General features: G+C 69.1%; 16 protein-coding genes, 1 tRNA gene and 1 other RNA gene. 13 read left to right on the top strand and 5 right to left on the bottom strand.

Going from position 1 to position 22,705, the window contains the following annotated elements:
- Positions 1–519 precede the first annotated feature (519 nt).
- The 3 genes from ABD655_RS14035 to ABD655_RS14025 are packed head-to-tail and all read left to right on the top strand — an operon-like array spanning position 520 to position 3,376.
- Positions 520–1,950, top strand: coding sequence for a threonine/serine exporter family protein (locus tag ABD655_RS14035; protein WP_344714852.1), 1,431 nt, complete (start codon positions 520–522; stop codon positions 1,948–1,950).
- A complete protein-coding gene (locus ABD655_RS14030) occupies positions 1,950–2,936 on the top strand; it encodes a type II asparaginase (protein WP_344714850.1) in 987 nt (328 codons plus the stop codon). The genes ABD655_RS14035 and ABD655_RS14030 overlap by 1 nt, the downstream gene beginning before the upstream one ends.
- 35 nt (positions 2,937–2,971) lie before the next feature.
- Positions 2,972–3,376, top strand: a complete 405-nt coding sequence (locus tag ABD655_RS14025; protein ID WP_344714848.1) for a RidA family protein — start codon at positions 2,972–2,974, stop codon at positions 3,374–3,376.
- Between the two features lie 73 nt (positions 3,377–3,449).
- Here the strand turns inward: ABD655_RS14025 and ABD655_RS14020 are convergent, their stop codons facing one another.
- Positions 3,450–4,586: a M24 family metallopeptidase gene (locus ABD655_RS14020; RefSeq protein WP_344714846.1), complete on the bottom strand. Its 1,137-nt coding sequence runs from the start codon at positions 4,584–4,586 to the stop codon at positions 3,450–3,452.
- Positions 4,587–5,067: 481 nt separating this feature from the next.
- On the opposite strand from ABD655_RS14020, the gene ABD655_RS14010 reads away from it, so the two are divergent.
- A complete protein-coding gene (locus ABD655_RS14010; protein ID WP_344714844.1) occupies positions 5,068–5,889 on the top strand; it encodes an MIP/aquaporin family protein in 822 nt (273 codons plus the stop codon).
- A gap of 18 nt (positions 5,890–5,907) precedes the next feature.
- Here ABD655_RS14010 and ABD655_RS14005 read toward each other — a convergent pair.
- From ABD655_RS14005 to ABD655_RS13990, 4 genes are all read right to left on the bottom strand, one after another.
- A tRNA-Ser gene (locus ABD655_RS14005) sits at positions 5,908–5,992 on the bottom strand.
- Between the two features lie 26 nt (positions 5,993–6,018).
- Positions 6,019–8,289 (bottom strand): transglutaminase TgpA family protein, encoded by a 2,271-nt coding sequence (locus ABD655_RS14000; RefSeq protein ID WP_344714843.1) that lies wholly within the window; start codon positions 8,287–8,289, stop codon positions 6,019–6,021.
- Positions 8,276–9,523 (bottom strand): DUF58 domain-containing protein, encoded by a 1,248-nt coding sequence (locus ABD655_RS13995; protein WP_344714842.1) that lies wholly within the window; start codon positions 9,521–9,523, stop codon positions 8,276–8,278. Before ABD655_RS13995 ends, ABD655_RS14000 begins: the two co-directional genes overlap by 14 nt.
- Positions 9,524–9,530: 7 nt before the next feature.
- Positions 9,531–10,583: an AAA family ATPase gene (locus tag ABD655_RS13990; RefSeq protein WP_378721700.1), complete on the bottom strand. Its 1,053-nt coding sequence runs from the start codon at positions 10,581–10,583 to the stop codon at positions 9,531–9,533.
- Positions 10,584–10,718: 135 nt separating this feature from the next.
- Here ABD655_RS13990 and ABD655_RS13985 point away from each other — a divergent pair, with 135 nt between their 5' ends.
- From ABD655_RS13985 to recR, 9 genes are all read left to right on the top strand, one after another.
- Entirely contained in the window at positions 10,719–11,177 is a 459-nt protein-coding gene (locus tag ABD655_RS13985; protein ID WP_344714839.1) for an LpqB family beta-propeller domain-containing protein, read from the top strand.
- A complete protein-coding gene (locus tag ABD655_RS13980) occupies positions 11,177–12,826 on the top strand; it encodes a DUF5671 domain-containing protein (protein ID WP_344714837.1) in 1,650 nt (549 codons plus the stop codon). The genes ABD655_RS13985 and ABD655_RS13980 overlap by 1 nt, the downstream gene beginning before the upstream one ends.
- 34 nt (positions 12,827–12,860) lie before the next feature.
- Positions 12,861–12,957: signal recognition particle sRNA small type (ffs, locus tag ABD655_RS13975), an RNA gene on the top strand.
- A 131-nt stretch (positions 12,958–13,088) separates the two neighbouring features.
- Positions 13,089–15,218, top strand: a complete 2,130-nt coding sequence (gene pta, locus ABD655_RS13970) for a phosphate acetyltransferase (protein ID WP_344714836.1) — start codon at positions 13,089–13,091, stop codon at positions 15,216–15,218.
- Complete coding sequence (locus ABD655_RS13965) at positions 15,215–16,441, top strand: acetate/propionate family kinase (protein WP_344714834.1); 1,227 nt, start codon at positions 15,215–15,217, stop codon at positions 16,439–16,441. The genes pta and ABD655_RS13965 overlap by 4 nt, the downstream gene beginning before the upstream one ends.
- 114 nt (positions 16,442–16,555) lie before the next feature.
- Positions 16,556–17,329 (top strand): HAD family hydrolase, encoded by a 774-nt coding sequence (locus ABD655_RS13960; protein ID WP_344714833.1) that lies wholly within the window; start codon positions 16,556–16,558, stop codon positions 17,327–17,329.
- A complete protein-coding gene (locus ABD655_RS13955) occupies positions 17,326–19,842 on the top strand; it encodes a glycoside hydrolase family 65 protein (protein WP_344714831.1) in 2,517 nt (838 codons plus the stop codon). Before ABD655_RS13960 ends, ABD655_RS13955 begins: the two co-directional genes overlap by 4 nt.
- Before the next feature lie 86 nt (positions 19,843–19,928).
- Positions 19,929–22,097 carry a DNA polymerase III subunit gamma and tau gene (locus ABD655_RS13950; RefSeq protein ID WP_344714829.1) on the top strand — a complete coding sequence of 723 codons (2,169 nt, stop codon included), beginning with the start codon at positions 19,929–19,931 and terminating at the stop codon, positions 22,095–22,097.
- Positions 22,097–22,690: a recombination mediator RecR gene (gene recR, locus ABD655_RS13945; RefSeq protein ID WP_344714828.1), complete on the top strand. Its 594-nt coding sequence runs from the start codon at positions 22,097–22,099 to the stop codon at positions 22,688–22,690. The genes ABD655_RS13950 and recR overlap by 1 nt, the downstream gene beginning before the upstream one ends.
- Positions 22,691–22,705 lie beyond the last annotated feature (15 nt).

Genomic DNA, 22,705 nt, shown 5'->3' with positions numbered 1-22,705 from the left:
CTAGTAGGGCTCGGACGCGAGGTCTCGCTGCACTCGCTCCCCACGACTCGGCGGCAGACTCGTGATTTCGCCCGTCGCAGGCCCACGTCTTCCGACCTGCTGACCGGTACCGCATCGTTGAGTGCACCGTGGGACGTTTCTGCGTACGGTGGCCACCACAGGCGCACACTCAGCGGGAGGGCAACCGTGCGAGCAGCGAATATACGCATCGGCCTACTGGGCCTCGCTGCCGGGATCGGCATGCTGCTCCTGTCGTCTGCCGGAGCTGGCGCGGCCGACGTCACCGGGGTGTCCCTGGGCGTGGCAACGCCGGTTGCCACGCCAGCGCCGGTCGACCCGGACGCCACCTCCACTCCCACGCCGAGTCCGACCGAGACAGGAGCAGTGGTACCCACCCCGATCAGTTCGGCGACTCCCGCGACCACGCCGACGGAATCGGCGAGCCCCACACCTTCTTCCCCTACTCCGAGTCCCACGCCTTCCCCCACGCCGGCCGCCACATCGACCCCCATTCCTGCCGTGCCTCCGGCCATCGCCTCATCCACGATCTCCCTTCCGACGCTGGTGATCGCCGTCGGCGTGCTGCTTGCGAGTGGGGTCCTCGTCTGGTGGCTGATGCGCAGCCGTCAGCCTTCAAGACCCGCACACGCGGAGGCCCGCGCGGCCGAGGTGGTTCCCGCCCCCGTGGTGCTGGACTCGATGGCGGTGATGGGCACGGCAATGATCGACAGCGGATACCCCGTGGGTCTCGTCCGCGACGCGCTGGAAGATCTCGCGGCGGCGAGCGGCCGACCGACCGTACAGGCCGTGGTCTTCCCCACATCGATCCTCGTTTCAGCCACGGACACCGCCGCGGCGCAGACGCGTGCCGTGACTGCCGGCGACTCGTCCTATCTCCTCTACCAGGTCGACGCGGTGGACCGGATCGTCGGTGTCGCGCGCACCCGACCGCGGGCCGCAGAGTGGGTCAGGCGCCGGATCCAGGGCGTCGCCGCACTTCCGGCACCATTCACGCGCTTGCAGCGGATCGGCGCGTACGGCGTTCTCTCCGCCTCACTCAGTGTGCTGCTGGGCGCCTCGGGTCCGGGAGTCCTGCTCGCGGGGCTGATGGGGCTCGCCGTGGGCACCGTGCTACTGCTGACGGAGCGCCTGTCACCCAGTTCGCACGCGCTCGTCATCGTTGCCGTGGCGCTCGGTGTCGCGCTGGTCGTGCTTCTTGTCGCCCATGCACTCGATCCGGGCGTCCTCCCGGCCATGATCGCGCCGCTGGTCATCCTCCTTCCCGGCGGACTGCTGACCATCGCGGTCATCGAACTCGCCACGGGCCAAATGATGTCGGGAGCAGCCCGCGCTGCCGCCGGTGCGATGCGCCTCCTGCTGCTGGCAACCGGCATCGTCGCCGCCTCCGCACTGGTCGGCATCCCCACCCGGGATCCCGTCGCAGGCAACCCGCTTGGCGCCATAGCACCTTGGATTGCCGTGGGCCTTTTCGGTATCGGCATCACCATCTACCAGTGCGCGCGACCGGCATCCATCGGGTGGATCGTGATCGTTCTCTATGTCGCCTACGGAGCACAGGTGATCGGAGACGTCCTGTTCGACGGTGTTCTTTCGGCACTCGTCGGCGCGGCCGTGATGACCCCCGTGGCCGTGATCATCGCACGGCACCGCACCGGACCTCCCGCCCTGGTCAGTTTCCTGCCGGCGTTCTGGCTGCTCGTGCCGGGCGCGCTGGGCCTCACCGGAGTAGCAGGCGTGCTGAACGGCGATCTCGACGCGACCGGCACGATCATCACCACGGTGGCCACGATGATCGCGATCGCCCTTGGAGTGCTGCTGGGGCTTGCCGTCTCGGGATCGCTGCGCGGTTTCGCGAACGCGGAGTTCGACGAGTTCGACAAGTCAGCCCAGACGTCTGAACAGCAGGACGGGCCTTCGAAGGAGCCTTGATGACCAGAGTTCACATTCTTGCGACGGGCGGGACGATAGCGGGAATCGGCCCGTCCCAGGTCGATCCGGCATACCGTGCGGGCGGGCTGAGCGTGGACGTTCTGGTGGATGCCGTGCCGGGACTGCGCGACGTGGCCACGTTGACGGGGGAGCAGTTCTCGCAGGTCGGCAGCCAGGACATGAGGGATGACCTCTGGCTGGCGCTGGCCGCACGGGTCAACACGCTCTTCTCCGCGGATGAGGCAGACGGCGTCGTCGTCACCCACGGCACCGACACCGCAGAGGAGACGGGCTATTTTCTTCACCTCGTCGTCAAGTCGGAGAAGCCCGTCGTGCTCACCGGCTCGATGCGTCCAGCCACCGCATTGAGCGCGGACGGTCCGCTGAATCTGTTCAACGCCGTGAGCGTGGCCGCGGATCCACACGCTCGGGGGCGCGGCACGATCGTCGCCGTCAACGACGATCTGCACAGTGCGCGAGACGTGACGAAATCCAGCACGACGGACGTGCAGGCGTTCGTTTCGCCGGGACCAGGATTGCTCGGAACAGCGAGCTACGGACGCATCCGCTATTTCCGTCACCCCACGCACGTGCACACCCGGGCGACGGAGTTCTCCGTGGACGGCCGGTACTCCCTGCCTCGAGTCGACATCCTCTATGCGCACGCGAACATGCCTGCCGATCTCGTCCGTGCCAGCGTCGCCCTCGGTGCACAGGGGATCGTCATTGCCGGCATGGGCAACGGCAATGTTCCCGCCGGCGTGGCTCATGCATTGACGGATGCCGCCGGCGCAGGTATTGCCGTCGTGCGAAGCTCGCGGGTCGGCAGTGGAGATGTCGGACGCAACATCGAGGTCGACGATGACGGTCTCGGCCTGGTGGCCTCGGACCAGCTCAATCCTCAGAAGAGTCGAGTGCTTCTGCAGCTCTGCCTGGCACACGGTCTGCAGGGCCGTTCCCTGCAGGACGCGTTCTATCGCTACTAGGGCGTGCAGTCAAACGCAGATGAGAGGATCGCCGTGTGAATCCTGCAATCCGTCTCATTCGATCCTCCGAACTCAGTGACGCACCCTATGCCTATGCGTCGGTCGTTGATAGCACTGTGCGGTTGGTCTTCCTCGCCGGGGCGTGCCCGCTCGAGAAGGACGGGACGACGGCCGCCGTAGGTGACTACGCCGGCCAGGCCGCGAAATGCGTTGAGACCTTGACCGAGGCGCTCCGGGCAGTCGGCGCAACGCTGGAGGACGTGGTGAACACCCGGGTGCTGGTTGCGTCTTCGCAGCGGTCCGATCTCGGCCTGGTGTGGGAGGTTGTGCGGGACGCGTTCGGGGATCATGACGTGCCCAGCACCCTGATGGGCGTCACCGTGCTGGGCTACGAGGACCAGCTGGTCGAGATCGAGGCCATTGCCGCGGTTTCTCACTGAACATCCGGACTCGCCCACGAGCCATCGGACGGGTTAGGCGACACGCTCTCGTCCGCGTCGACGACAGGGTCCTCTACTCGACGATCGCCATCTCGCGTGGCGTCCGGTTGAGCCGGCGCCCGCCCTCGGCCGTCACTGTGACGATGTCCTCGATGCGCACCCCGAATCGCCCCGGAAGGTATATGCCCGGCTCGATCGAGAAGCACATGCCGGGCTGCATGGGCTGACGTTCACCTTCCACCATGTACGGCGGTTCGTGCGTGGTGAGCCCGATGCCATGGCCGACGCGGTGGATGAAATACTCCCCATAGCCGGCCTCAGCGATCACAGCGCGTGCGGCGCGGTCGACCTCCTGGCACTCGACGCCCGGCCGGACCGCCTCGAATCCCGCCTGCTGGGCTCGCCGCACGATTTCGTGCACCTCGCGCTCCTCGTCGGTGGGATTGCCGACGTGGACCGTGCGCGTCGTGTCCGATCCGTAGCCGTGCTTGAGACCACCGAAGTCGAGCACCACCATGTCGCCGTGCTGGATCAGCCGGTCGCCCATCTCGTGATGGGGATTCGCCCCGTTGGGACCTGAGCCCACCACGGTGAAGTCGACCTGCGAGTGCCCGAAGCGGCGCAGGAGGGCCGCCAGATCGGTGCCGACGTCGATCTCGCTCCGGCCGGCGAAGCGGACCCCGAGGATCTCCCGGTACGCCGCGTCGGCGGCCGCGCCGGCCGCGGCGAGGCGCTCGAGCTCATCGTCGTCTTTGATGGCGCGAAGCATCGGAAGCGCGCTCGTCATGGACACGTACGATGTGTCGGAAAGCCTGCTCTGCAGCCCCAGCAGGTGCATCGCCCAAGCCGCGTCGGATAGTGCGTAGCGCCCCGGGCCGAGGAGCCGCGCGGCCGCCTCATACGGGTCGTCGCCGTCGCGCCAGTCCTCGAGCCGGAAGACGGAGGCGCCGGGTGTCTCCTCCGCGTCGGGCCTTTCGAGCCTCGGGACGATCATGGTCGGCTCGCCGTCGACGGGGACGACCAGCATGGTGATGCGTTCGGTGATCGCGACGGGCGCGTACCCCGCGAGATACAGCAGGTCGGGTCCGGGGGTCAGTAGCAGCCCGGACAGGCCGGCCGCTTCCGCGGACCGCGCCGCTCGCTGCAGCCTCGCGGCGAAATCGGCGGCGGTGAACGGGGCGGGAGCGGGATGCGTCGTTGGATCAGTCATCGGAGCCTCCTCGCCCGAGGCCGCTTCCGATCCGGAACGGCGCCGGTCACTGGGAACCTACTCCTCGTGGGCCAGCGATCCCAGGTCTTCTCAACCGCGCCCCGCGAGGCATCGCTCTGCCGGATGACCGAAAAGGTCCCTCCGGCCTCGCGGATGTACTCGGCGGTTCGCGGCAGGTCATGTCGAATCAGTCGGCCCGCCTGCGCGGGTGCGGGCTCGTCGAGGCGATCCGGGACGGGCGGCGTGCGGCGCGTAGCCATCCGCCCCGCATCGCGCGCCCGACGCGAGCGTCCACGAACTCTTGCTCGCGGGCGCGATCCTCCGCGGCGGAACCATCGCACCCGTCCTGCCGATGGTCGGACTCATCAAAATGCCCGCGTCGGGAGCGTCCCACAAACCCCTTTTGTCGACACCCTCTCGGGTCTACTCTCTCGGCCAGCAGGCGTTGTGGGGCGGCTGCACTCACGAGCGGGGAGAGACGATGACTCGAGACTCTCAGTTGCGCGGACGGTTCGATCGGTGGTTCGAGGCTGAGGTCATCGATCCGATGACGGACTTCCAAGAATCGACGCAGGAGTGGCGGCGGCTCGCCTCGGAGCTGTTCGGGACGTTCTTCCTGGTACTGGTCGCCGCCGGCGGCGGGATGATGGGGCAGGCGTTCCCCGACACCATCAGTCGTCAAGCCGCCGTGGTTGCGCCCGGGCTGATGGTGATGGCGATCATCCTGTTCATGGGCAAGGTCTCAGGCGCCCACCTGAACCCGGCCGTGACGCTGGCGTTCTCGTTGCGCGGGGATTTCCCGTGGCGACGGGTGCCCGGGTACATTCTGGTGCAGCTGATCGGCGCCACCCTTGCGGCATTGTTCCTGCGTGCGGTGATCGGCGTCTCTGCATCCTACGGATCGAATTATCCGGCCGAGGGCTACACCGCCTTCCAGGCGTTCTGGATGGAGGTCGTGCTGACTCTCGGCCTGGTCAGCGTCATCCTCGGCATGGCCTCCGGAGCACAGAACGTCGGCATCATCGGGGCCGTCGGCGTGGGGGGCTACATCGCACTCGCCGGCTTGTGGGGCAGCCCGATATCCGGCACGTCGATGAACCCTGCCCGCACGTTCGGACCCGACCTGATCGCCCTGGACTTCGCCGACTACTGGGTGTACGCGCGCGCCCCGACCACGACTGATTGTCGATCGGCGGATCGCCCGGGCAATGTCGCCGGCCGTGTAGCCCCGCTGGATGGGGTGATGTCGCAACCGTGCCGCCAGCTGTGCCACGGGAGAGAATCGGGTCGCGATCCCTTGTAAACACTGGGATCGGGGGAGCGGAGGATAGGGGATTCGAACCCCTGAGAGCTTTCACTCAACACGCTTTCCAAGCGTGCGCCATAGGCCACTAGGCGAATCCTCCGTGGCCCTTGCGGGCCGCCGACCATCCTACCTTGCGCGAGCCGTGGCGCCCGAACCGGCGTAGACGCTGCCCGGCCGCACGATCAGAGACCGGGGCACCAGCACCGCCAGGAGCCGCCGGGGGAGGTCGACCGACGCCAGCATCGCGGCACTGACCGTGACCGCGGCATCCGCCATCGCATCCCCCTGCCAGAACGCGTGCCTGCCGCCCGGGGCGTAGCTCGCGCGTTCGATGGCGCTGATGAGCTGGCTCATCTCGGCGGCGGGTGCGCCGTGCAGCTCGACCAAGCGCGTGCCCAAAGTTCGCGGCGTCTCGCTCGCGGGAACATCGATGCCGAGGTCGATCGCGGCATCCTGAACCGCGAGCCAGGCTGCGGCCGCATCGCCCGCGCGTGCCGAGGCGAGCATCTGCCGTCGGCGCAGCACGCGGATCAGTGCGGGAATCGACAGGGCCAACAGGATGCCGAGTGCCGCCGTCAACGCTGGGAGCGGGTTCATCGCGCTGGAGGTCGAGCCCGCCTCGCCGCCATTCTGATCCCGTTCAAGGCCATCGGGCGAGCGTCCGGGGACGAGGGAGGACGCGCTGGGCGCGGGTGTTGCCAGCGTCGGGTCATCGGCGCCGCCGGGAACGGAGCCTGCGGGCGAGAACGACGCCGGAACGCCGAGCCCGTTCGTCGGCTCGAACGGGACCCAGCCGATTCCTTCGAAGAGCACCTCGGGCCAGGCATGCAACTGCGCGCTCGAGACGGTGTAGAGCGTCTCTCGTTCGACGGCGTCACTGGTTGCTGCGCCGGGAAGGTAGCCGACCACGATGCGGCTCGGCATCCCGAGAGTCCGTGCCATCAGGGCGAACGCCGACGCGAAGTGGATGCAATAGCCTTCGCGCAGCTCGAGGAACTTCGCCACCGCTTCGGTGCCCGAGCCGTCGAAACCCTCCTCGACGGGAGCATCGAGCGAGTAGCGGAATTCAGGGCCGCGGAACCAACTCTGAAGGGCGACGAGTGCGTCGTAGTCGTTCGTGGTCTCCGCGGTGACCTCCGTGGCGAGGTCGCCCACGATGGGTGCGAGGTCGGCGGGCAGACTGGTCGTCCCGTCTCGCTGTTCGACGCCGCCCGCAGGATGCGCGCGGATCTGCTCGAGAGTGGGCCGGGGCACGTTGGTGACGACCTCGTAATTCTGGCCTTGCGTCGTGCCTGCCTGGCTGAGGACGGTGCGGTTGTACGGTGCGGCAGTCCACTGACCCTGGAGCCCGGTGACGGCCACGGCCGGGTAGGCCACCGGCAGCCACGGAGAGGCGAGATTGAGAACCTCCACGGTGGTGGCGTACTCCGCGAGGCGGATGCCCTCGTCCACGACGACGCCTCCGAGCGGGTCCTCGCTCTCCAGCGGGACCGTCCGCACCCGGTCCGGTTCCCACACGCTCCCATCGAACTGCGACAGCGTGGTGGCCCGCAGATAGGGGGGCGCGGGCGCGCTGGTTCGCACCAGCATCACGTCGACCTCGCGCGGGCGCCGCAGGTCGTCGCCGAGCTGCAGCGTCGCATCGATCCCCGGGCCGCTGCCGAGCGAACCCGATCCGGCGCGGGCGACGGGCTGCGGAAAGAGGGGCGCCGCGACCAGTGTCACCACCACCGCGATCGCTCCGATGCCCAGAGCGGTCGCGGGCACACCCGCGGTGCGGGTGGATTCTCGGCCGAGCGGCTCTTCCCGGGAGCGGGTGTCGGTGCGCATCAGGAACAGGATCGCCGCCGCGAGCAGCACGAATGCCATGATGTCGACCTCGCCGGGCACCGCGATCGACGGGATCAGCGACACCGCGATCAGTCCGATCGCCGCCAGCAGCGGCATCCGCGCCGTCAGCACCACGTGGTCGACGACGATGGTGAGCAATCCGGTGCCACCGACGATCAGCATCGACAGCGCGAGGCTCGCAGCCAGCGGCGCCGCCCCGACCGCGATCTCCTCCCCGGCGCGGGACAGGAGTGCGGGCAGGGCGCGCATCGTCTCCGGCGTGGGGATGACCCAGAGCAGCGCGGTATCGCGCAGGAACACCAGCATCATGAAGACGACCCACACGGATGCCTCGATCAGGCTGACCGCGACGGCCGGAAGGCGATAGCGGCGGGCGATGAAACCCGCCGCGAGCACGGCGACGGACAGCACGATCGCCCCGAGGAGCCAGCTGCTCGGGCGGACGACCCGCATGAGCGGCAGGAGCGAAGCGAAGACCGCGGCCAGAACCCCGATCGTCAGGGTCAGATCCGCGCCGCGACGGGCCGGGCGCTCATCGGAGGGCATGGCTCACCCCCCGGTCGGCTGCTCCTGACCACGAAGCGGCGAGGTCCCCATCGGGTTCGATCAGCGCGGTGTGCCAGCCGAGGTCGGCCGCGCGTTCGAGCGAGTCGCCGACCGGGGTGACCGCCAGCAGCAGCGGCAGCGTGCTGTGGTGAGCGACCGGTGCGATGATGTCGGCGTCGGCGGGATCGAACCGGCCGACGATGAGGACGACCGGTCCCGTCATCACTCCGGCGAACACACGGACGAGTTTGCCCAGGTGCTCGTCGCGCCGCGCGGTCACGGTGGCGAAGTGGTTGACCAGACCTTCCACCTCGGTCATGTCCCCGCCGTCGATGCGTTCGGCGAGCATCGAGCCGTCGGAGTCGATGACCTCCACGCCGTAGCCGTCGTGCACGAGTCGGGTGACGACCGAGACGCAGGCCGAGACGGCAGCTTCGAATCCCGCGTCCGTGCCCGGCGCCTGCATCGCCTCGGGCGAGAACCGCAGCACGCCGCGGTCCATCACGACGGTCGCCTCCGGGGTGGATTCCTGCTCCTCCTGCCGCACCATGAGCTCGTCGCGGTGGGCGGTGGCGCGCCAGTGGATTCGTCGCATCGAGTCACCCGGGACATACGGGCGGGCGATCAGATTGTCCGCGCCCTGACCCAACTGGTTGTTCGTCGTGTGCAGCGTGCCGCCGGCTTCGCCCGCGAAATTGCTCAGCGCGGGCAGGTCGATCACGGAGGGCGCGACCGTGACTTTGGTGCGCTCGCCGAACATCGTCGTACGCCGCGCAAGGCCGAACGGATCCTTCGAGGTGACCTGCAGCGGGCCCAGCGGATGGATGCCGCGACGCGTGCCGGTTGCGACATACGACAGTTCGATGATTCGCTCCGCCCCGCGCAGCCCAGAGCTCAGCGCCGGGAAGACGCCTTGTGCATTCGCGGTGAGTCCTTTGGGCACGGTGTCACGCCACGTCCCCGGCGCCGTCGGAAGTGCCGTGCGCACTCCGACGCGGACCGTCACCAGTGCGTCCCTGCCCACCGTGGCCGCATCGGGCGACAGCGAGCGCGAGACCGTCTCGGATCGACGCGTCAGGTACAGCGAGACCACGCTGGCGGCGAGCACGGCGATGAGCAGGATGCCGAAGTACATCAGCTCGACGATGCCGACCTCGTTCGCGATGATGAAGCACGCCACGGCCAGGATGAGAGCGCCCGTCCCGCGGGCGGTCAATGGCCAGAGGCGTCTCATCGGAATCTCACTGGCGGGCGGCGATGGGAACGCGCACGCTGCCGGCGATGCGTTCCAGGATCGACGCGATCGCGTCGGCTGCGGTGCGGGCACGCGCACCGCCGGCGGAGCGCGTCGGGATCAGACGGTGCGAGAACACCGGGATCAGGAGCGCGGTGATGTCATCCGGGATGACGAAGCCGCGACCATCGAGGGCCGCCCAGACCTTCGCAGCGCGGACCAGCTGCAGGGTGGCCCGCGGGCTCGCACCGAGACGCAGGTCAGAGTGCGTGCGGGTCGCGCCGGCCAGGGCGACCGCGTAGTCCTCGATCGTGGGCGCAACGTGGACGGCACGCGCCCACGCGACCAGTTCGGCGATCCTCGATGCCGAGGCGACCGGGGCGATCGCATCGAGCGGGTTGACCGTGTCACGCTGGCGGAGCATCAGCGCTTCGCTGCGGGAATCGGGATACCCCATCGAGATCCGCATCATGAACCGGTCTCGCTGTGCTTCGGGCAGGGCGTACGTGCCCTCCATCTCCAGCGGATTCTGCGTGGCGACCACGAGGAACGGATCGGGGAGCATGTGCGTCTGGCCATCGACGGTGACCTGACCCTCTTCCATCGCCTCCAGGAGTGCGGACTGGGTCTTGGGGGAGGAGCGGTTGATCTCGTCCGCGATCACGATATGAGCGAAGATCGCACCGGGCTTGAACTCGAACTCCCGATCGACAGGGTTGAACACGCTGACACCGGTCACATCTCCCGGCAGGAGGTCGGGGGTGAACTGGATGCGGCGGACGGTGGCGTCGACCGAGGCAGCCAGGGCTCGGGCCAGCATCGTCTTGCCGACGCCCGGCACGTCCTCGATCAACAGGTGGCCTTCGGCGAGCAGGCAGACCAGGGCGCTGCGCACCGCGTCGGGCTTGCCGTCGATGACGCGTCCGACCGAGGCCAGGATGCTGTCGGTGACGCGTGCGAACGTATCCGCCGTCAGCGCGTCGGCAGTTCCAGTGGCAGTATCCGTCGTCGCGATATCGGCCAAAGCGACCCCCCAAGGATCGACGTGTACGGGCGGCATCGCCCATCAGTCGATCGTATCCTGCGGGGGTGGCCGGTGGGGCGGGGAGAACGCACTCCGTCGCGGGCGCGCACGCGGCCCGACAGGCCCCCGCAGTTCGTGCGATCGTCGACGGGGAAAGGGCATGATGACACCATGAGCGACGCCGACTCCCGACGAACACGACTGACTCTCATCGCGCTGGCCGCCGGAATCGGACTGGTCGTCGTCATCGCGCTGATCGCCGTGCTCGCGCGGGGTGGCCCCACCCAGTTGGATGCCGCAACGCCGGAAGGCGTCGTGCAGCGATACTCCCAGGCCGTGGTCGACGGCGACGTTCCCGCTGCGCTGTCCTACCTGCTCCCGGAGGTTGCGGACTCCTGCGAGCGCGTCCCGCTGGGCACCGATGACCGACGCGTCACGCTGGTCGAGAGCACGGTGCGAGACGACAGCGCGACCGTGCACGTGCTGGTTGTGACCGTGTACGGATCCGGCCCACTCGGCGCCAGTGAGTATGAGAGCGAAGAGGTCTTCGAGCTCGTTCGGGCGAACGGCGACTGGCTGATCGAGATGGCTCCGTGGCAATTCGCGGTGTGCGCCGAAAGCGGACTCTGATGTCGGCGAACGCAGACGCGTCGCGGACGGTCCGCGACGCGTCTGCACCGACCGGTCATGCGCAGTCGGTGGTGCGCCGCATCATCGTCTTCGTCATCCTGTTCGCGCTCGTGGTGATCGCCGCGATCGGCCTCAGCGGACTTCTCGAGCGGGCGATGGGCTCGATCGGCCTGATCACCGTCGACGATGCGGGCCTCGCGCGAGCCCTGGCGTTCACCCTCATCGGCGCGCCGCTGGCCGGACTGCTGTGGTGGTGGGAGCGTCGACGACTCGCCGAGCCCGCCGAGCGGGCCTCGCTGGTGTGGACGCTGTACCTCACGGCGATGTCGCTCACCTCCCTCATCGTGGCCACGGCTGCGCTCGCGGGCGCCGCAAGCGCAGGCGTCGACGGGCAGTGGCGGCCGGGAGACCTCGCTACCGGGATCGTGTGGCTCGGGGTCTGGCTGTGGCATCGACACATGCGGCGCAGCGCCGCGACGGCGCCGGGCCGTCTGCCGGCTCTGCCTGTCCAACTCGGCGCGCTGTACGGGCTCGTGGTCGCGGCATCCGGGGCGATCGCGGCCATCGCGGTCCTGGTCTCCGAAGCGCTCCTCGATGTCTCGCTCGTCCTGGCGCAGTCGCAGCACTGGGTGGTGGCGTTCCTGCAGGCCCTGGTCTGGGCCGCGGTCGGCGCGCTCGTGTGGTGGTGGCACTGGTTCCGCGAGCGGGCCAAGGACGCGCCCGGAGCCTTCGGCGCGGTTCTGCTGGTTCTCGTGGTCGGCGCGGCCGCGGCGACCACTCTCGTCGCGATCGGTACCGCCGTCTTCGTCCTGCTGCGCGTACTGTTCGACACCGACCCCCTCGCAGAGGTCGCCTCCGCGCTGGACGTGGCGATCGCGGCCGCGCTGATCGGCGGCATCGTGTGGGTGTACCACGTGGGTGTGCTCGCCGGCCGGTCCGTCCAGGCGCGTCGCGCGGCGCGCCTGGTGGTATCGGCGGTCGCACTCATCGGGGCGGCGAGCGGGTTCGGGGTGATCGTCAATGCGCTGCTGGCTGCTCTGGGCAGCACCATCGTGGACAGTGACCCGCGAACCCTGCTGTTCGGCGGCCTCAGCGCGCTCGTGATCGGCGCGCCGGTGTGGTGGCTCGCCTGGCGCCCTGCGCGCGCGGTGACGCCGGACGAAGCAGCGGAGCCGGCGCGCCGCGTCTATCTCATCGCGGTCTTCGGCGCGAGCGCCGTGGTGGCGATCATCACGCTGCTGGTCATCGGGTACCGGCTGTTCGAGTTCGGGCTCGATCCCCAGGGCTCCGGCGGTCTCATCGAGCGGGTCCGGGCCCCCGTGGGGCTTCTGAGCGCGACCGCGGTCGTCTTCGCCTACCACTTCGCGATCTGGCGCCGTGACCGTGGCCTGGCCGCAACGGTCGTTCGGCGGCAGAGCATCGGGCGGTTGATTCTGATCACCGGCGGCGACGCGGGGGAGATCGTGCAGCGCCTTCGAACCGAGACCGGAGCTCCCGTCAGCGTGTGGCGTGCGGCGGACGAAAGTGTACGGATCGCGGAGGCGGACCTCCCCGCGGTGCTGGATTCACTGCGTGGACTTTCGGCGCCCCGGGTGCTGGTGATCGCGGATGGTGACGGTGGGGCGCGGGTCGTTCCGCTCGTCGAGTGACGAAGTCGCCCCCTGCGCGACCCGTTAGACTGTTCTCAGCTCTCCGCGAGGCGGCATCCAGGCCAACTCCCCCAGGACGGAAACGTAGCAAGGGTAACCGGGCTCTGCCGGGTTCGCGGAGAGTCTTAATTTTCCCGGGCAGCGTCAGCGACGACATCGTCTCGGATGCCGGTGCGGGCTCCCGCGCTCGGCCACGAGGCCCGCGCGGCGGGTGTTTCTTCGTCCACTGTCTCCTGGGCAAACGCGCCCGTAGGCTGGGCGGGTGGCGCAGAGCATCCTGATCACCTCGGCCGAAGGCCACTCGGGCAAGTCGACCGTCGCGCTGGGCGTCCTGGACACACTCAGTCGCGCCACCCCGCGCGTGGGCGTCTTCCGGGCCGTCGCGCGCTCGACAGTCGAACGCGACTACGTCCTGGAAATGCTGCTCGCGCATGACGGCGTCGATCTCGACTACGACGAGTGCATCGGCGTCACCTACGACGACGTACGCCAGGACCCCGATGCGTCCCTCGCCCGCATCGTCGAGCGCTACAAGGCCGTCGAGGCGCAATGCGACGCGGTCGTGATCGTCGGCAGCGACTACACCGACGTCGGCAGTCCCGCAGAGCTCAGCTACAACGCGCGCATCGCTGCGAACCTCGGCGCCCCCGTGCTGTTGGTGCTCAGCGGTCGCGCGGGCCAGGGCGAGCAGCTGGGCGCCTCGTCGCCACGGACGCCCGAACAGGTGGGGCAGATCACCTCTCTCGCCCTGGCCGAGCTCGCGCACGAGCGCGCCAGCCTCTTCGCGGTCATCGCCAACCGCACAGAACCCGATGACCTCGCCGCCGTGATCAGCTCGATCGAAGAGGTGCTGACGGGGTTCCGCTCCGGGGGCGACCCGGTTCCGGTCTGGGCGATCCCCGAAGACCGGTTCCTGATCGCCCCGTCCGTGCGGGGCGTGATGCGCTCGGTGAACGGCCGCCTGGTCAAGGGCGACCCGGATCTGCTCACGCGTGAGGTGCTCGACGTCGTCGTCGCGGGCATGTCCATGGTCAATGTCCTTCCCCGGCTCACCGAGGGTGCGATCGCGGTCATCCCGGCCGATCGCACCGAGGTGCTGCTGGCGACGCTGCTGGCGAACGCGTCGGGAACGTTCCCGTCCATCGCCGGCGTCGTTCTGAACGGCCCGTTCCCGTTGCCCGATGCGATCGACCGGCTCATCGACGGGCTCGGGTCATCGCTCCCGATCATCGCGACCGACCTCGGCACGTACGACACCACCGTGCGGATCATGAACACGCGCGGCCGCCTCGCCGCGGACTCGTCACGACGCTACGACACCGCCCTGGCGCTGTTCGAGCGCTCCGTCGACACGCAGGAACTCACGCGCTCGCTGGGTCTGGCCCACTCCGCCGTCGTCACTCCGTTGATGTTCGAGTATCGGCTCATCGAACGCGCGCGGGCCCAGCGCCGGCGCATCGTGCTGCCCGAGGGCCAGGACGACCGGGTGCTGCGCGCCGCGGCGACCGTGCTCGCGCGGGGCATCGCAGACCTGACGATCCTGGGGGAGGAGATCGAAGTCCGCAGCCGCGCGATCGAACTCGGCATCGACATCCGCGCCGCCGACGTGCTGAGCCCGTTCGATGCGGTGCTCGTGGATCGCTTCGCGCACGAGTACCAGCGACTGCGCGCGCACAAGGGGGTCACCTTCGCCAAGGCGGCCGACACGGTGACGGACGGCTCCTACTTCGGCACGCTCATGGTGCACCTCGGTCTGGCGGACGGGATGGTCTCGGGTGCCGCGCACACCACGGCGCACACCATCCGGCCCGCGTTCGAGATCATCAAGACGAAGCCGGGCGTCTCGGTGGTCTCATCCGTCTTCCTGATGGCGCTCGCCGACCGCGTGCTCGTCTACGGCGACTGCGCCGTCATCCCCGATCCCACCTCCGAGCAGCTCGCGGACATCGCCGTATCGTCCGCCGCGACGGCTAGCCAGTTCGGCATCGATCCGCGCATCGCGATGCTCTCCTACTCGACGGGGGAGTCCGGTTCCGGAGCCGAGGTCGAGAAGGTGCGCGCCGCGACGCTGCTGGTCCGCGAACGCGCGCCGGAGCTGCTCGTCGAAGGTCCGATCCAATACGACGCCGCCGCCGACGTCGCCGTGGCCGCGGCGAAGATGCCCGGATCGGTGGTGGCCGGCCGCGCGACGGTGTTCATCTTCCCCGACCTCAACACCGGCAACAACACGTACAAGGCGGTGCAGCGCTCCGCCGGCGCCGTCGCGATCGGACCCGTCCTGCAGGGGCTGAACAAGCCGATCAACGACCTCTCCCGCGGCGCGACCGTCGACGACATCGTCAACACGATCGCGATCACCGCCATCCAGGCGCAGGCGGAGGATCCCGCGTGAGTGTGGTGCTCGTGGTCAACAGCGGCTCGTCGTCGTTCAAGTACCAGCTGATGGATATGGATGCCGAGACCGTACTGGCGTCGGGACTCGTCGAGCGCATCGGCGAAGAGTCCGGCCGATCGACGCACACGGTGTTCGCCGCGCCCTCCGATGGCCCCGCTCCCACGATGCTGGACGCGACCTACACGCGCGAGCTCCCGATTCCCGATCACACCGCGGGCTTCGCCGTCATGCTGGAGGCCTTTGCGCAGAACGGGCCGTCGCTGGCCGAACGTCCGCCCATCGCCGTCGGCCATCGCGTCGTGCACGGCGGGGCGAGGTTCTTCGAGCCCACCCTGATCACACGGCTGGTCGAGATCAACATCGCCGAGCTCGCCGTGCTCGCACCGCTGCACAATCCGGCGAATCTCGCCGGAATCGAGGCGGCGAAGCAGGCGTTCCCGGACGTCCCGCACGTCGCGGTCTTCGACACGGCGTTCCATCAGACCTTGCCTCGCGCGGCATACACCTACGCCATCGACGAGGACCTCGCCGAGCAGTATCGCATCCGCCGCTACGGGTTCCACGGGACGAGCCACAAGTTCGTCAGCGAGCGGGCCGCGGAGTTCGTCGGGCGGCCGCTGGCCGAATTGAAGCAGATCGTGTTCCATCTCGGCAACGGCGCATCCGCCACCGCTGTCGACGGTGGCCGTTCGGTGGAGACCTCCATGGGCCTCACGCCGCTCGAGGGACTCGTGATGGGCACGCGCTCGGGGGACATCGACCCCGCCGCCCTGTTCCACCTCGCGCGCCGGGCGGGCATGTCGATCGACGAACTCGACGACCTGCTCAACAAGCGCAGCGGGTTGCTGGGCCTGTCCGGGTACTCCGACTATCGAGATATCCGTGCGGCGATCGAGCGCGGCGAGGACCGGGCCGTCCTCGCGTTCGAGGTGTACGTGCACCGGCTGCGCAGCTACGCCGGCTCGTACATCGCCCAGATGGGCGGCGTGGATGTCATCTCCTTCACGGCAGGTGTCGGCGAGAACGCACCGGTGGTGCGTGCCGCAGCGCTGGAGACACTCGGGTTCGCCGGCGTCGAGGTCGACCCGGAACGCAATGCGACGCCCGCCCGCGGCATCAGGGTCATTTCGAGCGACGCATCGCGCGTGACCGTGCTGGTCGTCCCGACGAACGAGGAACTCGAGATCGCCCGGCAGACCCTCGCCGTCGTCGAGGTCTGAGCGGGTCGTGTCCAGGCCCGAGCCGGTTATGGTGCGCGACCGCGTCCGACTACGCTGAAGGACGGCGCAAAGACGAGCCGCAGCCCGTCATCCGCACCTCGCCCTGGAGGTTTCGTGACCGTCGACGCCCTGCCCGACCTCACTTCATTCGACGCTGTCCTGTTCGATCTGGACGGCGTCCTCACGCCTACCGCCGAGGTGCACATGCACGCCTGGCAGGCCATGTTCGAGGAGCTGTTCACCGCCTGGGACATCACGCCGGCGTACACCGAGCGGGATTACTTCGACTACCTCGACGGCAAGAAGCGCTACGACGGCGTGGCCAGTCTCCTGCGCAGCCGGGACGTCGAGGTGCCATGGGGCGATCCCGCCGACCCGCCGACGGCCGACACGGTGTGCGGCATCGGAAACCGCAAGAACGTGGTGTTCTCGCGGCTGCTGCGGGCCGAAGGCATCGTGGCGTACCCGGGTTCGGTCGCGCTCTTGGACCAGTTGGATGCCGCGGGCACGCCCACCGCGGTGGTGTCCAGTTCGAAGAACGCTGAAGAGGTGCTGCAGTCCGCCGGTCTTCGCGAGCGATTCCCCGTCGTGATGGATGGCGTGATCGCCGAACGCGACCATCTCGCCTCGAAGCCGGCGCCGGACGTGTTCGTCGAGGCCGCACGGATGCTCGGCGTCGATCCCGCTCGCAGCGCCGCGGTCGAAGATGCCATCAGCGGAGTGCAGTCCGCCGCTGCCGGCGGGTTCGCCCTGGTCATCGGCGTCGATCGCGGCACCGGCCCGGACGAACTGCGCCGCGCCGGAGCGCATGTCGTCGTCAACGATCTCGCCGCGTTCGTACGCCCCGAATCCTCCGCCCCGACCGAAGCCCAGGAGCACTCCGCATGATGGACCGCGACCGCTTTCCCATCGACCCGTGGAACCTCGTCGAGACCAGTTTCTCGATGGAGGACGTGGGGGTGACCGAGACGATCTTCTCGGTCGGCAACGGCTACCTGGGGCTGCGCGGGAATCAGATCGAAGGCCGCTTCGCGCAGGAGCACGGCACGTTCATCAACGGATTCCACGAGACGTTCCCGATCCGTCACGCCGAGCAGGCGTACGGCTTCGCGGAGGTCGGGCAGACCATCATCAACGCGCCCGACGCGAAGGTGATGCGGGTCTACGTCGACGACGAGCCCCTCTCGCTGGACACCGCCGACGTCCGCGAGTACCAGCGCGTCCTCGACATGCGCGCGGGAGTGCTGCGCCGTCGCATCCGCTGGACCACCCCGTCGGGCAAGGATGTGCTGGTCGAGGATGACCGCCTGGTCTCCTTCGAGGAGAAGCACCTCGCGATCCTCCGCCTCGAGGTGACCGTGCTCAACGCCGACGCCCCCGTGACCGTCAGCTGCCAGGTCATCAACAGGCAGGACGGCGAGAACGTCTACGGCGGCACGACGACGGCCTCCAAGAAGGCGGGCTTCGACCCCCGCAAGGCGGAGCGGATCCATGAGCGCGTGCTGCAGCCGCAGGAGTACTGGCAGGACAAAGGTCGCTCGGCGCTCTCGTACGAGGTGACCGATTCCGAGATGACGATGGCGGTCGTGGCCGACCACCTCGTCGAGACCGAGAACGAGTACACCCACCGCACGCTGGTGGAACCCGATATCGCGAAGGACGTCTTCCGCGTCCAAGCCCGCGCCGGAGTGCCCATCCGGATCACCAAGCTCGTCAGCTATCACACCTCCCGTGGCGTGCCGGCACGCGAACTGGTCGACCGCTGCCGTCGGACGTTGGATCGCGTCGAGGTCGAAGGCGTCGAGCTGCAGTACGAGCGTCAGCGTCTCTGGCTCGACGGGTTCTGGTCCCGCTCCGATGTGCGCATCGGGGGCCACGACGATCTCCAGCAGGCGACCCGTTGGTGCCTGTTCCAGCTCGCCCAGGCCGCCGCGCGCGCCGATGGGCAGGGCATCCCCGCCAAGGGGGTCACCGGGTCGGGATACAGCGGTCACTACTTCTGGGACACCGAGATCTACGTGCTGCCCTTCCTGGCGTACACGACGCCGCTGTGGGCGCGCAACGCGATCCGGATGCGGTATCTGATGCTCCCGGCCGCACGCCGTCGCGCGCACCAGCTGAACGAGCACGGCGTGCTGTTCCCGTGGCGCACGATCAATGGCGAGGAGGCATCCGCCTACTACGCCGCCGGCACGGCCCAGTACCACATCAACGCGGACGTGTGCTTCGCGCTGGCGAAGTACGTGCGCGCCACCGGGGATGTGGAGTACCTGCACCGCGAGGGCGTCGACATCGCGGTCGAGACCGCCCGGCTGTGGGCGACGCTCGGGTTCTGGCGCACGAGCGACACGGACGGCGAAGAGTCGTTCCACATCCACGGCGTGACCGGACCCGATGAGTACACGACCGTCGTCAACGACAACCTGTTCACGAACGTGATGGCGCGTTTCAACCTCCGCTTCGCCGCGCGCACCGTGCGCGAGATGTCCGAGGACGATCCGGACGCCTACCGGGCGATGACCGACCGACTGGGGTTGGACCCGTCCGAGCCGGAAGGGTGGGAGCGGGCTGCCGAGGCCATGCACATCCCGTTCAGCCCGGCCCTCGGCATCCACCCCCAGGACGCCGTGTTCCTGGAGCGCGAGGTCTGGGACCTCGAGCACACGCCCGCGGATCAGCGCCCGCTGCTGCTGCATTTCCACCCGCTGGTGATCTACCGGTACCAGGTGCTGAAGCAGGCGGATGTGGTGCTTGCGCTGTTCCTTCAGGGCAACCACTTCTCGGACGAGGACAAACTTGCCGACTTCGAGTACTACGACCCGCTGACCACGGGAGATTCGACCCTCTCCGCCGTCGTCCAGGCGATTCTCGCCGCCGAGGTCGGCTACCAGGACCTCGCGTTGGACTACTTCCGCGAGTCGATCTTCGTCGACCTCGGTGACCTCCATCACAACGCCGCAGACGGCGTGCACGTCGCGTCGGCAGGTGGCGTATGGACCGCGCTGGTGTCCGGCTTCGGTGGCATGCGCGACCATTTCGGCGAGCTGACATTCGATCCCCGACTGCCGGTGGATTGGCCCGAGCTGTCGTACACGCTGCACTGGCACGGCACGGCGCTGGACGTGACGATCACGAGCGACCAGTTCCGCATCCGCGCGGGCGAGGGCGATCCGCTGGTGTTCAGCGTGCGCGGCAAGCCGTTCGCGATCGGTGCGGGCGAAGAGGTCGTCGTGCCTCTCGTCGGCCAGGGTCCGGTGATTCCCGGACGGCCGTCGCTGAAGCAGTTCGCGGACGTGCGCCGCGAAGACGGCACGGTGCTGTCGGCGTCCGTTCCGACGGTGACGACGAGCATCCCGGTCATCGGCGTGACGGCGGACGTGGAGCACGGCGCCGACGCGTGAGGGCGAATGTCCCCGGCCGCCGTCCACTGCGGCCGGGGACCGCGCAGCCCCGACGCGATGTCGTACACACGCCGTAGGCTGGGGGTGTGACGACTGCTCTCTACCGCCGATACCGTCCTGAGGCGTTCGGCGAGATGATCGGGCAGTCTCAGGTCACCGAACCGCTCATGACCGCGCTGCGCAACGACCGGGTCGGCCACGCCTACCTCTTCTCGGGCCCGCGGGGTTGCGGCAAGACCACGTCCGCGCGCATCCTGGCCCGCTGCCTCAACTGCGCTCAGGGCCCGACCGACACCCCGTGCGGTGTCTGCGACAGCTGCGTCGAGCTGGGGCGCGACGGCGGCGGCTCCCTGGACGTCGTCGAGATCGACGCCGCGAGCCACAACGGCGTCGATGACGCCCGCGATCTGCGGGAGCGTGCGGTGTTCGCACCCGCCCGCGACCGCTTCAAGATCTTCATCCTCGATGAAGCGCACATGGTCACGCCGCAGGGCTTCAACGCGCTGCTCAAGCTCGTCGAAGAGCCGCCGGACCACGTCAAGTTCATCTTCGCCACGACCGAGCCCGAGAAGGTCATCGGCACGATCCGCTCGCGCACGCATCACTACCCGTTCCGACTGGTGCCGCCTGCCGCGATGCTCGAATACGTGCAGACCCTGTGCGAGACCGAAGGCGTCACGGTCGAACCGGGCGTGCTGTCGCTGGTCGTCCGCGCCGGCGGGGGATCGCCGCGGGACACCCTTTCGCTGCTCGACCAGCTGATCGCCGGGTCCGAGGGGACTCTCGTCGCCTACGCTCGGGCCGTCTCGCTGCTCGGCTACACGCACGCGGAACTGCTGGACGAGGTCGTGGACGCGTTCGGAGCCGCAGACCCGGCGGCCGCCTTCGCCGCGGTCGACCGTGTGGTGCAGACCGGGCAGGACCCGCGTCGGTTCGTCGACGACCTGCTGGAGCGGTTGCGCGACCTGATCGTGATCGCCGCGACCGGTACGGGCGCGGCGGCGGTGCTGCGCGGCGTGTCCGCCGAGGACCTCGCGCGGATGACCCGGCAGGCCGAGGTCTTCGGATCGCTGCGACTATCCCGCACCGCCGACCTGGTCGTGGCGACCCTGGACGAGATGACGGGCGCGACCTCGCCCCGCCTGCAGCTGGAACTCATGGTCGCGCGCGTCCTGGCGCAGGCCGCCGCCGGTGTGCCCGCCGTCGCCTCATCGGCTGCCGCCACGCCTGCCGCGGCGCCCAGCCCGGCGTCAGCGCCGGCGCACCCGGCTCCGGCACCGGCGGCGGCCCCTCCGGCATCCGCTCCCACCGCACCCGCCTCCGCCCCGCCCGGCCCGGCGCCCGAAACTCAGGCGCCCGCCGTCCCGGCGGCGCCCGCGACCGAGTTTTCCGCTCCCGCCCCGGCTTCCGCGGCGTCGGCTGCACCGGCGTCGGCGGCACCTGCGGAAGCCACGACCGCCCCGACCGGCCCGGTCACCCTGCAGCACATGCGGGATGCCTGGCCCGAGGTGCTCGCACGGCTGGAGTCGGCGAGCAGGTCGTCGTGGCTCATCGCATCGGGCGCACGGGTCACCGCGCTCGACGGCGACGTGCTCACGCTGTCGTTTCAGAGTCAGTCCGACGTGGCGAAGTTCAAGAAGCTCTCGGCCGGTTCCGGGCCCAGCGAAGACCTCCGCCAGGCGATCGTCGCTGTCCTCGGCATCCGGGTGAAGTACCTGGCCAAGCACGACAGCGACGTGGGCCCGGCGTCCGGATCGGGATCACCGGCGCCTTCGCCGTCTCCCGCGCCTGCGCCGGAAGCTCCGCGTTCCACGACGACCGGATCGGCCACCCCGCGCGCCGCTGCGGCCGCGCCGGTCACCGAATGGGTGGTCGCTGCGATCCCCAGCGATGACGAGGCGCCTCCTGCCGATGACCCCGAGCCGCCGGTATCCATAGCCCAGTTCGCCGTCGACGACGAACCCGAAGACGCCGCCGCGCGCGCCCTCGTCGCAACCATCGCCCCGCCGCGGGAGGGCGAGGTGCTGCCCGCACGCGACATCGCGCCGTCGATCCCCTCGGAGGACGAGGACGAAGGCGACACGGATGCCGCGACCGACGTGCCGGTGCCGCCCATGATTGCGCCGCCGATGCCGACCAGCGCGCGGCCCGCCGCGGGCAGCTCGCAGCGGTACGGCGAGGCGGTCGTGCGGCAGGTGCTCGGTGCGCGGTTCGTGCGCGAGGAGCCCTACGAGCCGCCCACGAGGTTCAGCTGATGTACGACGGCATCGTCCAGGATCTGATCGACGAGTTCGGGCGCCTGCCCGGCATCGGCCCGAAGTCGGCGCAGCGCATCACCTTCCACATTCTGCAGACCCCGTCCTTCGACGTGTCGCGGCTGGCGCAGCTGCTGGCCGAGGTGCGCGACAAGGTGCGGTTCTGCGAGATCTGCGGCAACGTCTCGGAGCAGGATCGCTGCGGCATCTGTCGCGATCCGCGCCGCAACCCCGCCGTGATCTGCGTCGTCGAAGATGCCAAGGACGTCGCCGCCATCGAGCGCACGCGCGAGTTCCGTGGCCTGTACCACGTCCTGGGCGGCGTCATCAGCCCGATCGCCGGGATCGGGCCCGAGGATCTGCGCATCACGCAGCTGATGCAGCGGCTCGCCGACGGCACCGTGCAAGAAGTCATCCTCGCCACCAACCCGAACCTCGAGGGCGAAGCGACGGCGACCTACCTCAGCCGGCTCCTGCACACCCTCGAGATCGCCGTGACCCGCCTGGCCTCCGGGCTGCCCGTCGGCGGAGACCTGGAATACGCCGACGAGGTCACGCTGGGCCGTGCCTTCGAGGGACGCCGCGCGGTCTGATGATCGCGGCGACCC

Source organism: Microbacterium terregens (assembly GCF_039534975.1).
Classification (GTDB): Bacteria; Actinomycetota; Actinomycetes; order Actinomycetales; family Microbacteriaceae; genus Microbacterium; species Microbacterium terregens.
This window is presented reverse-complemented; position numbering and strand designations above follow the sequence as displayed.